A 12,805-nucleotide genomic window follows, 5' to 3' on the forward strand; every position below is an offset into this window, starting at 1 on the left:
CATGACGGACACGCTCGCGCCGCCGGAGCCCGTCGGCTCGGACGGCAGGGTGTTCACCCGGATCGCCGAGGAGCTCGGCCCCCTGGGCCCGGAGGCCGGCCGCCTTCCCGGCATCCTGCGGACCGCCCGGGCCCGGATGGCGCAGCCCATGCGCGTGGCCGTGGCGGGCCAGATCAAGCGCGGCAAGTCGACGCTGGTCAACGCCCTGCTCGGCGAGGAGGTCTGTGAGACCGGTCAGCTGGAGCTCACCTTCAACGTCTGCGAGTTCCACCACGCGGAACGGGCCCGGCTCCTGGTCCACTTCAAGGACGGCCGTCCGGCCGAGGAGTGGCCGCCCGAAGCGCTGTCGCGGTTGACGGTGCGCGACACCGCAGGGCTGCGGCGGCTGCGCGCCATCCGCAAGGTCGAGGTGGGGCGGCCCAGCCCGCTGCTGCGCCGCTTCCGGATCGTGGACACTCCGGGCCTCGGCAGCGTGCACGGCACCGATGCCGAGAACACCCTGTCCTTCCTCGGCATCGACGATCCGGCCGAGCGGGAGGACGCCGCGCGCATCCTCGCGGAGCTGGGCGGGGACGCCCGGTCGGTGCACGACCTCAGCGCGGCCGAGCTGGAGCGGGCCGACGCCGTCGTCTTCGTCTTCAGCCGCGGCCTCGGCCGGGCGGACCAGCAGGCGGTCGACAGCTTCACCGGGGCGTACGGGGCGGTCGTCAGCCCGCTGAAGGCGTTCGGGGTGCTCTCGCGCAGCGACCAGTACTGGCCTCCGGCGGACGAGACCGGTCCGGACGGGATGCCCGCCGACCCGATGGACTACGACCCGATGGCGACGGCACGCCGCATCGCCGAGTCCTACGCGCAACGACCCGCCGTACGCCGGGTGTTCCGCACGGTCGTACCCGTCGCGGGCCTGCTCGGCATCGCCGCCCAGCGCATGCCGTCGGAGGCGTTCGGACCGCTGTCGGAGCTCGCGGCGGTCGCGCCACGAACCCTTGCGGACCTCATGGAGGACGTCGGTCTGTTCTGCGGCCGTGAGTATCCGCAGCTGCCGGTCCCGGCCGCCGTGCGCGCCGAGCTGGTCGACCGGATGGGAGCGTGGGGCGTCTTCCTCGCGTGTGCCTGCCTGCGGGAGGGGCTCGGCGAGGACGCGGCACGCCGGACGCTGCTGGAGCGCAGCGGCGTACTCCCGCTGCGGGAGCTCGTGCTGCGGCACTTCGGCAACCGGGCCGGACTGATCAAGCTGGACCACGGCCGCCGTGAGATCGCCGACGAGGTGACCCGGCTGCGGACCACGGCCCAGCTCGCCGGACGGCCCGTGCCCGCCGCGGCGGACCGGGCGGCCGCCGTCCTGGAGCGGCTCCACGTCACCGACCCGGGACCGGCCGAACTGGCCGTGCTGAGCGCCTACTACGACGGCGGCCTCGACCTGACGGCGGAGCAGGACGCCCAGCTCCTCGCGGTCACCGGTGAACACGGCACCAGCTGCGCGGCCCGCCTCGCCCTGCCCGTGGACACGCCGGTCGACACCCTCCTTGCGACGGCGCGGCGGCACGCCGCGCAGTGGGCCGGGCTCTGCGGCGACCCGCTGATCGACCGGCGCACGCTCACGGTGGCGCGGGCCGTGCTGCGCTCCTACGAGCGGATCGCGGACCAGATCGGCCGGGCCCGGGAGCTGCTGTACGGGATCGACGGTGCGGAGACGGGGCCATGAGCTGGGACGCGTACGACCCGGGCGACACCGCGGGGTTCGACCCCGTGGGCGCGGTGGACCTCACCGACTTCATGGACCCGTCGTCCTCGGTCGACCTGACGGGCCAGGCGCTCCTGGGGGACCCGGCGGACGCGGCGGGACCTTACGACGACGTGGGCGGGGAGACTCCGTACGCGGATCCGGCGCCCGATGTCGCCCCCGGGCCCACCGACCTGCCGAACTTCGATCCGGCGCAGAGCGACCCCGCGGCCGTCTCCGGTCACCCGGGCGAGGCGATGGAGGTGTGGCAGCAGCACACCGGCGCCAACGCGTGTGCCATCGGGGCGCAGGGCATGGTCCTGAACCATCTCACCGGCCAGGAGTTCAGCGAGGAGCAGCTCACTCAAGAGGCGGCGAGCATGGGCTGGTTCGACGGTTCGGGCACCGCGTTCGCCGATGTGGGCAATCTCCTGGAGCACCACGGTGTCCCCGTCGAGCACGTGGAGGGGGCGTCCCTGGAACAGCTGGAGCAGGTGGTCGGCGGTGATGGGGCGGCCATCGTGGGCGTCGACTCCAGTGAGATCTGGACTCCCGGGCACGACCCGTCCGACGACCCCGTGGGCAGCGCGCCGGGCGTCCCGGGCCAGGACGCCGACCACGCCGTGTGGGTCACCGGGTTCGACCACAGCGACCCGGCCCACCCGATGGTGATCCTCAACGACTCGGGGCATCCCGACGGCCAGGGTCTCGCCGTCCCTCTGGACGAATTCATGGGCGCGTGGGAGGACTCCGGCAGCCTGCTGGTGGCGGCCGGTACGCCGGGGGCGGTCTCATGACGCCCCGGAGCGCTCCCGGCGTGCCGCGTGCCCAGCGCGGGGTGACGCACTGCGAGGAACTGGTCCGCGCACTGCGCCGCTCGCGGACCTTTCGTGAGCTCGTGCCCATGGAGTGCGGCATCGGCTGGCCCGCCCCGGTAGCGGTGATCCAGGACGGCGCGCCACGGGTCTACGCCCGCCTGCCGCTGTACGTCCTGCGGCCCGACCCGGCCGGCGGTGCGGACCTGTTCCCGCCGTTCGCCACGGCCGCCCTCGCGTGGCCCACCGGGCATCTCGTCGAGTACGTCGACCTGCGTTTCAAAGAGCCCCACCGCTCCCGGCAGGAGTGGCTGCGGCCCGTCGGCCGCTTCCCCCATCCCGCCGTCGCCGGCTTGTCGAACGCCGAGTACCGGGCGCTGCGCTCCCGGCTCTTCGGCCGCTACGACGAGCTCTTCGCCTCGTTGGCGCTGGGGCGGCAGCCGGAGAGCGCCGTGACCGCGGAGTTGGGGGAACTCCTCGCCCAGCTGCTCGAGCCCTGCCTCATCCCTGCCTACGAGCGCATGGCGCCCAAGTTCCTCCGGCGGTACGTGCCCGGCACGGACCTGCCCGACGAAGGGTGAACCCTCATGCGGGACAACGTCATCAGCCGTCTGCGCGCCGATGTGCTGGCCGCCTGTCCGAGAGTCCTCGCCGAGCTGCGGGACGAGCTCGGCCCCCGGCAGCGGGATCTGCTCGCGTGCTCGCGGGAGCGCCTGGCGGCCGGCACCTGCCACGTGGTGGTCGTCGGCGAGTACAAGCGGGGCAAGTCGTCGCTGCTCAACGCCCTGGTGGAGCGGCCCGGCCTGTTTCCCGTCGATGTCGACGTGGCCACGTGTGTGGTCGCCACGCTGGCGTGGGGCGCCGAGGAGCGGGCCGTGGTGCACCTGGGGCATCCGGCCGCCCGACGCGTCGAGGTGCCGCTCGCGCGGCTCGGTGACTACGTCACGGAACAGGGCAATCCCGGTAACCACCAGGACGTCCGCCTGGTCGAGATCCAGGCCCCGGTGCCCCAGCTGGAAGGGGGCCTGGTGGTCGTCGACACGCCCGGTGTCGGCAGCGTCAACGGCGAACACACGGCGGCCACCCGCGCCTTCCTCGACCGGGCCGACGGTCTGGTCTTCGTCTGTGACGCGATCGAGCCGCCCGCCACCTACGAACTGGACTTCCTGAGCGAGGCGTTGGGGAAGTGCGAGGTGGTCATCACCGCGGTCACCAAGGCCGACAAGGTGCGCAATCCCGGTCCCGTGGTCACGGGTGTCCGCGAGAAGCTGGCCGGGCGCACGGGGAAGCCGGCCGACAGCTTGGTCATCGTGCCGGTGTCGTCCTTCCGCAAGCTCAAGTGGCTGCGGGACCGCGCCGACGACCGGCTGCTCGCCGATTCCGGCTTCCCGGAGCTGGATCGCGCGTTGTGGGGCGGGCTCGCCACCACCAGCTGCGCGGCGCAGCTGCGACGGGCCCTTGACGCGTTGGGCGACGCCGTGGCGGCAGCGGGAGCGCCACTGGTGAACGAACTGGCCGCGCTGGAGTCGGACGAGTCGATGCGGCGGATCCGTGGCCAGGTCGAGGAGACCACCGCCCGGCTCACGCAGTTGCACTCCAGCGGCGCGAGCTGGCGCACCGAGCTGCCCCGCCGCTTCGAGAGGGACACCCGGCAGGCCCGCACCGGACTGCAGGACGCCTTCGACTCCGTACTGCGCCGCTATCAGGAGAAGGTGTCCGCCGGGGCCGATCCGGGGTCGGACGAGCTGATCGGCACGGTCGCCTCCGGCATGCTCGACGCGCTCACCGCGGCGCACGACCGGCTCGCCGCGGTGGCCCTGCAGATCATGGAGGAGTTCGCCCGGCACACCTGTCTCCGCCTCACCGCACCGCAGGCCCCGGCACCGTTCAGCCCGAGCCTCAGCGTCCCCACCGTTCCCCTCAACGTCCGTCCGGCCCGGTTCTTCGACCAGCTCCGGGCCAGCTGGTCCACCGGGATGGCCGGCCTCGGCGCCGGAGCCGGCGTCGCCATGATCGAGCCGTTCAGCGGCATGGTCGTGGCGACGGGGCTGTGTGTCTCGGGCCTGGTCCACGGCTTCCGCAACCACCGGCAGGACCTGCGCGAGCGAGCCCAGCGCGAACGCGACGCGCGCCTGCACCAGCTCGTCTGCCAGGAGATCGCCGCCAACCGCCGGCACGCCTCCGAGTCCTTCCAACAGGCGTACGGAGACATCGCCCAGGCCATGGTCCAGGAGCTCAACGCCCAGCTCTCCGCCCAGCAGGAGTCGCTCGCCGAGTCCGGCCGCAGGCTCCAGGAGGCGAGCCGACAGACCAAGGAGGCCCACACCCGCAGACGCGGGGAGCTCCTTGCGCGCAAGGAACGCTACCGTCGGCTGCAGGGCGAACTCGACCAGCTGCGCTCCCGCGTGGATCACCTGGCCACGGGCTCGGCCGCGCCCGCCGCGCCCCGGCAAGGACCGGCGGGCCGGGCGCCGCAGGCGATGCCACCGCGGGCGCCGGAGCCCGCACGGCCTCCGCACACCGCACCGGCCGCACGCCCCAGAGCCGGCGGCCGGACCGGCGCCGCGGCGGCCGCACTGGCCGTCGACGTCGCGGCGGACCTCGCCCTGGACACCACCCTGCGCGCCCTGGGCCCGGACACCCCCGCCAACGTCCCCACCCATGCCCCCGCCAACGACCTCGCCCATGTCCCCGACAACGACCCCGCCTATGACCCCGTGCACGCGCCGACCGCCGCACCCGACAGCGCGACGGCCGACACGACCGGGACGGCGGCCGCACTGCCCGTACAGCCGGAGGTCAACGCCCCCATGCCTCCGGTGGCCAGCGCCTCACCGCCTCCGGAGGCCGACGATCCCCTGCCTCCGATGGCCGGCGCGTCCTTCGACCCCGATGCGTACGACGCACCATGACGGGCAGCACAGCCGCGGACCGCGAGCGCGGCGTCGTCTACGGCATCGACTTCGGCACCTGGGCCTCCGCCCTGGTCGTCCTGCGTCAGGGGCATCCCCCACTGCCGGTGCGCGACCCGGTCAGCGCCCACGGGGCGACCTCGGTACGCAGTTCCGTGTGCCTGCTCCCCGACGGGGCGATGGTGGTGGGGCAGGCCGCCCAGAACTCGCGCCTGCGGCGCCCCGAACGCTTCCGCGCCGAATTCAAGCGCGAGTTCGGCGAGCCGTTCCCGCACCGGCTCGGTGAGCGCCGGTTCAGCAGCGAGGAACTCACCGCGCGTGTCCTCGGCTTCCTCGTGGAGCAGGCCCGCCGTGCTGTCGCGGCCGAACCGGACCGGGTCGCGATCACCGTACCGGCCACCTGGGAGCAGGCCCGCACCGCACTCATGCGGGAGGCCGCGGAAGCCGCAGGGCTGCGGCCGGAGACGGTCCAGGTGCACACCGAGCCGGTCGCGGCGGCCGTCTACGCCCTGCACGACCACGGGATGGGCCGGGAGCGGACGATTCTCGTGTACGACCTCGGCGGCGGCACGTTCGACCTGGCGATCGCCCGGGGCACCAAGGACGGCCTGACCGTCCTCGGCTCCCCCGGCGGCCTGCCCCACGTCGGCGGCCTCGCCATCGACCAGACGGTGCTCGGCCTCATCCGCGACCGCTGTCCCGCCGACGCCCTGCACTCACTGCGGTCCTCCGGCACCGACGCGCCGAACCGCACCGCGGAGGTGCTGCGCCGCAGGACACAACTCGCGGAGGCGTGCACCGCCTTCAAGCAGCAGCTGTCCGTCGCCTCGGAACACACCGACCTGCTCACCATGCTCGACCCGCCGGTCGAGGTCACCCTCACGCAGGCCGAACTCGGCGAGGCCGTCCGCCCGCTGCTCGCGGACACCGTCGCGGAGTGCGAGCGGGTGCTGCGGGCCCACGGCCTCACCTGGACGGATCTCGACCTCATCGTCCCGGTGGGCGGCAGCTCCCGGCTGCCCATGGTCGGGGAGCTCCTTGCCGCCGGATCCGGCCGCACCGTCCTTGACGTCTCCGAACCGGAGCTCGCGGTGGCCACGGGCGCGGCCCGGCTCGCCGAGGGCACGGTCCCCTCCCGCGTGACCCAAGCACCGCCCGACCCCGGGCCGGCGCGGAGACTCCCGGCCGGGACCAGGGCTCTCCTCGACGCCGGTCTGACCGATCACCTGGTGCTGGAGGCGATGCGCCGTGCCCGGACCTGACGTACCGCCGCCGGACGGCTCAGCACTGTCGCACCAATGGCAGCGGCTGGTGAGCACGTGGGTGGCGCGGCAATCCCTCCCCTTCGAGTCCGACGCGCGCTCGGTGACGGTCCGCGTCGACCACCCGGATGCCCGCCGGAAGATCACGCTGGCCTTCACCACGACCCGCAACGAACAGCTCCTGGTGCTCTTCACGGACGACCGCTACCTGGCGGAGGACCAGATCGCCCTGGCGGCCGCCGCCGCCAACACCTGGAACGTCGAACGGCTGACTCCGATGCTTGCGGTCTGCAACCTCTCCAGCGGCCAGCCCGCCTACCTCAGCGGCATCCGCACCCTCCCGCTGGCGTGCGTGCTGTCCCGACCGGCGTTCGACGCGCTGGCCGACCAGTGGCTCGGTGAGGCACGCGAGGTGTTCACCTGGTGCCACCGGGTGTTCCGGCTGTGAGTCGCGGGCCGGGGACCCCCGCGCGCCGCGATGGGCCCTGCGGCGTTCGGCAGTCGTACTGTCGAACCCGTACCGAGGAGGGCTTCTGATGCGCAGCGTGACCTATTCGATGGGCGTCTCGCTCGACGGCTACATCGTCGGGCCGGACGGCGAGTTCAACTGGACGGCTCCCGACGAGGAGGTCTTTCGCTTCTGGATCGACGAGATCCGAGGAGTCGACGTCCACCTGATGGGACGGCGGCTGTACGAGACGATGCTGTACTGGGAGACCGCCGACCAGGACCCCTCGCTCGACGCCTCCGGGCTCGAGTGGGCCGCGCTCTGGAAGCCGCTCCCGAAGGTGGTGTTCTCCACCACGCTGCCGGAGGTGCAGGGCCGTGCCCGCCTGGCTTCCGGCAGCCTGGCGGAGGAGATCGAGCGTTTGCGGGCCGAGCCGGGGGACGGCGAGATCGCGATCGGCGGTGCGACGCTCGCCGCCGAGGCGGCCGCGTCGGGTCTGATCGACGAGTTCCGGACCATGGTCCACCCGGTCCTTGTCGGCGGCGGCACTCCGTTCTTTCCCCGGCACGAGCGCCGGGTGGATCTCGAACTCGTCGAGACCCGCACCTTCGCTTCGAAAGTCGTCTACCTCCGCCACCGCGTGACGCGTTAGCCGACGCGCCCGCCGAACCCCGGGAAGGGCGGGTCGGCCAGGCGGATGCCCGCTCGCTACTTCCGCAGCCAGTAGCTCCCCGCCTCCCGCCACTCCTCGAACAGCTCGCGGTCACCGATGAGTTCGACGTCGTCGGCGAGGACGGACTGGCGCTTGTAGAGGAGGAGCAGCAGCGCGGGGGCGGAGCCGCGTGCGGCCACCGTCGCCTTCTCGTGGGCGTGTCGTGTCGTGATCGTGTCGCCGGTGAGGTCGACGACCCACTCCCCCGCCGTCGCGGGGTCGGCGTCGGTCGCGTGGAGGTGGATGGTGCGGCCGGGGCCGAGCAGGGCGCGCTGTGCCTCCGGGGACGCGTAGGCCTGCGGGAGTCCGGTGAGCCACATCCACTCGTCCAGGCCGTCCAGGGCGACGTCCGTGTCGAGGGTGTACGTGCCGCCGACGGCGGTGACCGCGTCCGCGCGGTGCAGGACCGACTCGAACATCATGCGGCGCGCCCAGAACAGCGGTGTTCCGCCGGGCGCCACCGTCCACACCGGCGTATCCGGGCCCGCGTCCCGCAGCGTGTCCGCGAGGCGCCCGGCGCCGTCGGCCAGCCAGTCGCCGAGCGCGGCGGCGTCGGCCTTGTCGTCGCCCGCCACGTCGTCGACCTGGTCGTGCGCCACCGGCCCGGTCGCCCGGGTCCGGACGATCTCCTCGGTCCAGGCGTGCGCGCCGGCCACGTGCCGCACCAGGTCGCCCAGGCTCCAGCCGGGGCAGCTCGGCACCGGTGCCGCGAGGTCCGCGTCCTTGATGTGATTCCTCAACTGGTCGGTCTGGGCGACGATTTCGGCGGCGTAGCGGTCGAAGGTCAAGTACGTCATGGCCTCACCGTAGGCGAAACCGGGCCCACAGGCTCGGGCTTATCCGGGCCCGCGGGCCGGGGTCCCTCGCGGGGCGCCCCAGGCCCGCCCCTTCCCGGTGCTCCAGAGTGACACTTCTGGAGTGATCGGGTCATGGCGGTATCTACGCAGGTCAGGGAGGCTAGGCAATCTTCGCCCCCTAGCAGGAGCATGGAGAACCCCACCACACCTGTAAAGGATCTGCCTAGCGAAACCCTGCGGGGCGTCCGCTGCATCCGGCTGTCCGTCCGTACCGACGAGACCACGAGCCCGGAGCGGCAGCGCGAGGCCGACGACGCAGCGGCGGCAGCCCTCGGCATCACCTTCGGCGAGGGCGCCGCTCTGCGTGAAGCGGTCGACCTGGACGTGTCCGCGTCCCTGGTCGGCCCCTTCGACCGCCCGCAGCTCGGCGGATGGCTCGCCTGCCCCGATGACTTCGACGCCCTGGTGTTCTGGCGCTTCGACCGCGCCATCCGGGACATGGGCGACATGCACGAGCTCGCCAAGTGGGCCCGCGAACACCGCAAGCTCATCGTGTTCGCCGAGGGCATCGGCGGGGGCCGTCTGACGTTCGACTTCCGCAACCCGATGGACCCCATGAGCGAACTCATGATGCTCATGCTGGCCTTTGCCGCTCAGGTCGAGTCGCAGAGCATCAAGGACCGCGTCACCGGGGCACAGGCAGCCATGCGGAAGATGCCGCTGCGGTGGCGGGGCGGGGGCAAGCCCGCATACGGCTACCTGCCCGCCCCCATGCCCGCCGAGCACGGCGGCATCGGCTGGACCCTGGTGCCCGACCCGTACGCGGTCACGATCATTGAACGGATCATTGCCGAGCTGGTCGACGGCCGAGGGCTGCACACCATCGCGCGCGGGCTGAACGCGGACGGCGTGCTGTCCCCCTCGGCGCACTGGGCTGCCTACCAGGCGCGCACCAAGAAGAAGACGGTTGCGGTCACGGACGAGCCCGTGAAGAAGCCCGCGCAGTGGCGGGCGCAGACCATCGAGAAGATGCTGACCAACGAAGCTCTCATGGGCTGGAAGATGCACCGCGGCAAGCCCGTGCGCGACGACCAGGGAAGCCCCGTCATGGCCACGGACAGCCCGATTCTGACCCGCGAAGAGTTCGACCAGGCCGCCGCACTCCTCACCCCGAAGCCGATCGAACAGAAGGCTCCCGAGCGCGTGGACTCCACCGCGCTGCTGCTGCGGGTCATCCACTGCAACGGATGCAGCGAGCGTATGTACCTGAACCGGTCCAGCGGTACCTACCGGTGCTCGTCGTACAAGTACGGGACCTACTGCCCCGCCCCGTGCACCGTGCGCGCGGAATGGGTCGACGAGTACGTCACGGACGAGTTCCTGAAGGCTGCGGGCAAGATCCAGATCAACCGCGTCGTCGAGATACCCGGCTACGACCCGCAGCCCGAGATAGACGCCACCCTCGCCGAGTTCGAGGAGCACCAGCAGGAGAAGGGGCGCCAGAGGTCCAAGAGCGCTCAGGCAGCGTGGCAGCGCCGGGCGGATGCCCTGGACACCCGTCTGGCAGAGCTGGAATCCCGCGAGAAGCGCGAGCCTCGCCGCGAGGTGGTCCCCACCGGGCGCACGTATGCCGACGACTGGAACGGCGCAGACACCGCAGCACGCCGCGCGTCGCTCATCACTGCGGGAGCGCGCCTGATGGTCAAGCCCGGTGGCAAGGGCGGATGGCGACGGCTCGATGTGCGCCGCGTCGAGTTCGCCATCACCGGGGAGTTGGACCCTGCCATTGCCGAGCTTGCGGCCACCACGGGAGACATGGAAGCCGAAGCCCGCAAGGACGCGCCCCCGGCCCCGGGCAGCGCCGCACGCCTCGCCGAGCCCACCCCCGCCGAACCCGCGCGGGAACCGGTGGCCGCATAGCGGCGCCGTAGCGCTGAGACAGTCCCGGTAGGTACCCGTCGCCTGCCGGGGCTTCCGGCTGCCCCGGTACGCTCCCCGAGCGGTTAGGTATCCGGTTGTATGCGGTGCAGTACAACTAACCGCGAGAGCCCCGGTCGGTCCCCGTGACTGCCGGGGCTTTCCGCTTTTCGCCCTCGCTCGGCTAAGGGCAGCTCGACAGCGGGGCGAAGGGTGATGGAGTGACGGTTTACACCACTTTTTTAGAACGCATAGAAAAAATACAGAGAAGAGGGGCCCGGTACCTCAAACGGCACTCCGCCACTGGTCGGGCCCTGCGGGCAAGGTTCGCTCCCCACAGTAAGTAGGAGGGCAGAGCGGCCCGCAGGGTGGCTTGTCGCGGCACCAGGCAAGGTTCGCTCCCCACAGTAAGTAGGAGGGGGAAACGGCCAGTGTGCTCAGCGAGTGTCCCCCTTCCCACCGACTTACCGAGAGCGGGATTACCGCGCACCCGCCCTACAGGGGGGATACACGGCGGTCTGAGTGTCCGCTCTCGGTAGTAGCGCTGTCCGTGCACCACGCACCCGTGAGGGTGGCCGCAGGGGTCGTGAGGCAGCGCGCGGGGGCCGTACCGCCCATCAGTAACCCACTCGCCCGGCGAGTGTGCCGAACGGGGTTGGAAGCCCGTACGGCCCCCACAACGTCTGGCCCGGAGAGCCGTCAGCCGACTCGCGGGACCTCAACCACAAGGTTGTGGATGTTTACGTAGAGGCGCACTCGATCTGACTTCTCACCTGACGTGGGAGTTCCCGCCAGGAGTATCTCTATCTTTAGGTTCGGGTTCTCCCTTTGGATGACGTTCGTCGCAATATCGGCTTCAACGCTCACCAGTTCGGGCCATTCGGTCTTGTCCGCCACAGTGTTCCTCTTTCTATTTGGTCATGCGGAGAGGGTATGCATCACAAAGGACTCCGCCGAAACTTATCCCTCGACTGGAACCCTGTCAGGAGCGACAACCAGCCACTCCCGCTTCACCAGCCCCGTCCTAGCGGGGTGATCCAACAGGCGGGCGCAGTTGCGGACCGATTGGTTCGGCTCACGTCGCCGCGCACGGTCATCACGATGTGGTCGGCGAGGACGCGCAAGCCCGCTGACCCAACGGCAGAGGTGTGCGGTACCGGCCCCGCGAGGGAGATCCGTACGCAATCCGCAGAGTTCCCCGGTTCGAGTCCGGGGGCGGGCACTCCACGACAACGACGACCAGGCGGTGACTCATGACCCCATGTGTTGAGTGCAGTGACACGGCAACTCGCCGCGGACGCTGCGACGTTCACGACAAGGCGTATCAGGACCGTCCCTCGGTTCGCTCACGTCGGTCACGCGGTGGGCGCCGTGCGAAGCGGCATGATGCGGCGGCGCGGCTGCGCAGACGGATACAGGAGCGCGGTCACGCGTGGTGTGACTGGTGCTTGGGCGACTTCCCCGCGGATGGGGTGGACGTGGATCACGTGCGCCCGCTCGCTATGGGCGGGACGGACACGGCGGGCAACGTTCAGGTGCTGTGCACCGGGTGCCACGGGCTGAAGACGGCGACGGAGTTCGGGTGCTAAAGCGTTCCGCCCCGGCGCAGAGTCGTCACATGTGCCGGGGCGGGACCGTTGTGCTGAACCCAGGTGTTGCGTGGGATCAACGTTGAGTGGTCGGCGGCAGAGTGAATTGGAACATAGGGAACACATGTACAGGCATGGGGTCCAGCAATGCCGTACTTGTGATGGCCGCTTTACCGGCGGGCAACGGGCCTGCTGTGTACACCGCAGCTGGCTTGCCCGACTCATCCACGACCATGAGCCCCGCTGGAATGTACTTGCCGCCGCTGACGACGATCACAGGCACGCTGTCGCGGTACTCAATTGACAGCGTCCCGATGTCCTCGGGCTTCACCTGCTCGGCCGGGATGGGCGCGGGTTCGGCGGCTTCCGGCGTGACTTGGACCGGGGCCGGTCCCTTCGCGTTAGGCGTGGTCTCAGACATGGCGTCCCCTCCCCGGTCGGCTCGTTGCCGACCTGGTCAGAGAGTCGCAGGACGCAGCATCACCGGACAGTGACTCTCGGCGGAACGGCCGGGAATCGACACGGTGGCGTGAAGGTACCGGCGCATGACTGAACTACCCCACCCCTCGGAGGCGCCCCATGCCCCGTAAGCCCCGTACCCCTTGCACGATCCCCGGGTGCCCCGAGCTG

General features: G+C 71.2%; 12 protein-coding genes. 9 read left to right on the top strand and 3 right to left on the bottom strand.

The window, feature by feature from the left end; translation table 11 throughout:
• Nucleotide 1: 1 nt before the first annotated feature.
• From ACFWZ5_RS12460 to ACFWZ5_RS12490, 7 genes are all read left to right on the top strand, one after another.
• Nucleotides 2-1,705 (top strand): dynamin family protein, encoded by a 1,704-nt coding sequence (locus ACFWZ5_RS12460; RefSeq protein ID WP_384791457.1) that lies wholly within the window; start codon nt 2-4, stop codon nt 1,703-1,705.
• Nucleotides 1,702-2,520 (top strand): C39 family peptidase, encoded by an 819-nt coding sequence (locus ACFWZ5_RS12465; protein ID WP_384791453.1) that lies wholly within the window; start codon nt 1,702-1,704, stop codon nt 2,518-2,520. The genes ACFWZ5_RS12460 and ACFWZ5_RS12465 overlap by 4 nt, the downstream gene beginning before the upstream one ends.
• Nucleotides 2,517-3,119 (top strand): hypothetical protein, encoded by a 603-nt coding sequence (locus tag ACFWZ5_RS12470; RefSeq protein WP_384791450.1) that lies wholly within the window; start codon nt 2,517-2,519, stop codon nt 3,117-3,119. The genes ACFWZ5_RS12465 and ACFWZ5_RS12470 overlap by 4 nt, the downstream gene beginning before the upstream one ends.
• A 6-nt stretch (nt 3,120-3,125) precedes the next feature.
• Nucleotides 3,126-5,450: a dynamin family protein gene (locus ACFWZ5_RS12475; protein WP_384791447.1), complete on the top strand. Its 2,325-nt coding sequence runs from the start codon at nt 3,126-3,128 to the stop codon at nt 5,448-5,450.
• Entirely contained in the window at nt 5,447-6,712 is a 1,266-nt protein-coding gene (locus tag ACFWZ5_RS12480; RefSeq protein WP_384791444.1) for an Hsp70 family protein, read from the top strand. Before ACFWZ5_RS12475 ends, ACFWZ5_RS12480 begins: the two co-directional genes overlap by 4 nt.
• Nucleotides 6,699-7,160, top strand: a complete 462-nt coding sequence (locus tag ACFWZ5_RS12485; RefSeq protein ID WP_384890695.1) for a hypothetical protein — start codon at nt 6,699-6,701, stop codon at nt 7,158-7,160. Before ACFWZ5_RS12480 ends, ACFWZ5_RS12485 begins: the two co-directional genes overlap by 14 nt.
• Nucleotides 7,161-7,248: 88 nt before the next feature.
• Nucleotides 7,249-7,812 carry a dihydrofolate reductase family protein gene (locus tag ACFWZ5_RS12490; protein WP_384791438.1) on the top strand — a complete coding sequence of 188 codons (564 nt, stop codon included), beginning with the start codon at nt 7,249-7,251 and terminating at the stop codon, nt 7,810-7,812.
• A 56-nt stretch (nt 7,813-7,868) separates the two neighbouring features.
• Here ACFWZ5_RS12490 and ACFWZ5_RS12495 read toward each other — a convergent pair whose 3' ends face one another.
• Entirely contained in the window at nt 7,869-8,669 is an 801-nt protein-coding gene (locus ACFWZ5_RS12495; RefSeq protein WP_384791435.1) for a maleylpyruvate isomerase family mycothiol-dependent enzyme, read from the bottom strand.
• Nucleotides 8,670-8,858: 189 nt separating this feature from the next.
• On the opposite strand from ACFWZ5_RS12495, the gene ACFWZ5_RS12500 reads away from it, so the two are divergent.
• Entirely contained in the window at nt 8,859-10,589 is a 1,731-nt protein-coding gene (locus tag ACFWZ5_RS12500) for a recombinase family protein (protein WP_384791432.1), read from the top strand.
• A 696-nt stretch (nt 10,590-11,285) separates the two neighbouring features.
• On the opposite strand, the gene ACFWZ5_RS12505 is transcribed toward ACFWZ5_RS12500, so the two are convergent.
• The gene (locus ACFWZ5_RS12505) at nt 11,286-11,483 is read right to left on the bottom strand and encodes a serine protease inhibitor (protein WP_384791429.1); all 198 of its coding nucleotides are present in this window, start codon (nt 11,481-11,483) and stop codon (nt 11,286-11,288) included.
• Between the two features lie 356 nt (nt 11,484-11,839).
• Between ACFWZ5_RS12505 and ACFWZ5_RS12510 the strand changes: the two genes are divergently transcribed.
• Nucleotides 11,840-12,175: an HNH endonuclease gene (locus ACFWZ5_RS12510; RefSeq protein WP_384791426.1), complete on the top strand. Its 336-nt coding sequence runs from the start codon at nt 11,840-11,842 to the stop codon at nt 12,173-12,175.
• Nucleotides 12,176-12,251: 76 nt separating this feature from the next.
• Here the strand turns inward: ACFWZ5_RS12510 and ACFWZ5_RS12515 are convergent, their stop codons facing one another.
• Complete coding sequence (locus ACFWZ5_RS12515; RefSeq protein ID WP_384791424.1) at nt 12,252-12,596, bottom strand: hypothetical protein; 345 nt, start codon at nt 12,594-12,596, stop codon at nt 12,252-12,254.
• Nucleotides 12,597-12,805 lie beyond the last annotated feature (209 nt).

It is taken from the genome of Streptomyces sp. NPDC059003 (assembly GCF_042740445.1).
GTDB lineage: Bacteria > Actinomycetota > Actinomycetes > Streptomycetales > Streptomycetaceae > Streptomyces.

What these genes read in the sequence shown, in the direction of transcription:
- ACFWZ5_RS12460 (WP_384791457.1), top strand. Translation starts at nt 2, where the DNA reads ATGACGGACACGCTCGCGCCGCCGGAGCCCGTCGGCTCGGACGGCAGG.
- ACFWZ5_RS12465 (WP_384791453.1), top strand. Translation starts at nt 1,702, where the DNA reads ATGAGCTGGGACGCGTACGACCCGGGCGACACCGCGGGGTTCGACCCC.
- ACFWZ5_RS12470 (WP_384791450.1), top strand. Translation starts at nt 2,517, where the DNA reads ATGACGCCCCGGAGCGCTCCCGGCGTGCCGCGTGCCCAGCGCGGGGTG.
- ACFWZ5_RS12475 (WP_384791447.1), top strand. Translation starts at nt 3,126, where the DNA reads ATGCGGGACAACGTCATCAGCCGTCTGCGCGCCGATGTGCTGGCCGCC.
- ACFWZ5_RS12480 (WP_384791444.1), top strand. Translation starts at nt 5,447, where the DNA reads ATGACGGGCAGCACAGCCGCGGACCGCGAGCGCGGCGTCGTCTACGGC.
- ACFWZ5_RS12490 (WP_384791438.1), top strand. Translation starts at nt 7,249, where the DNA reads ATGCGCAGCGTGACCTATTCGATGGGCGTCTCGCTCGACGGCTACATC.
- ACFWZ5_RS12495 (WP_384791435.1), bottom strand. Translation starts at nt 8,669, where the DNA reads ATGACGTACTTGACCTTCGACCGCTACGCCGCCGAAATCGTCGCCCAG.
- ACFWZ5_RS12500 (WP_384791432.1), top strand. Translation starts at nt 8,859, where the DNA reads ATGGAGAACCCCACCACACCTGTAAAGGATCTGCCTAGCGAAACCCTG.
- ACFWZ5_RS12510 (WP_384791426.1), top strand. Translation starts at nt 11,840, where the DNA reads ATGACCCCATGTGTTGAGTGCAGTGACACGGCAACTCGCCGCGGACGC.
- ACFWZ5_RS12515 (WP_384791424.1), bottom strand. Translation starts at nt 12,596, where the DNA reads ATGTCTGAGACCACGCCTAACGCGAAGGGACCGGCCCCGGTCCAAGTC.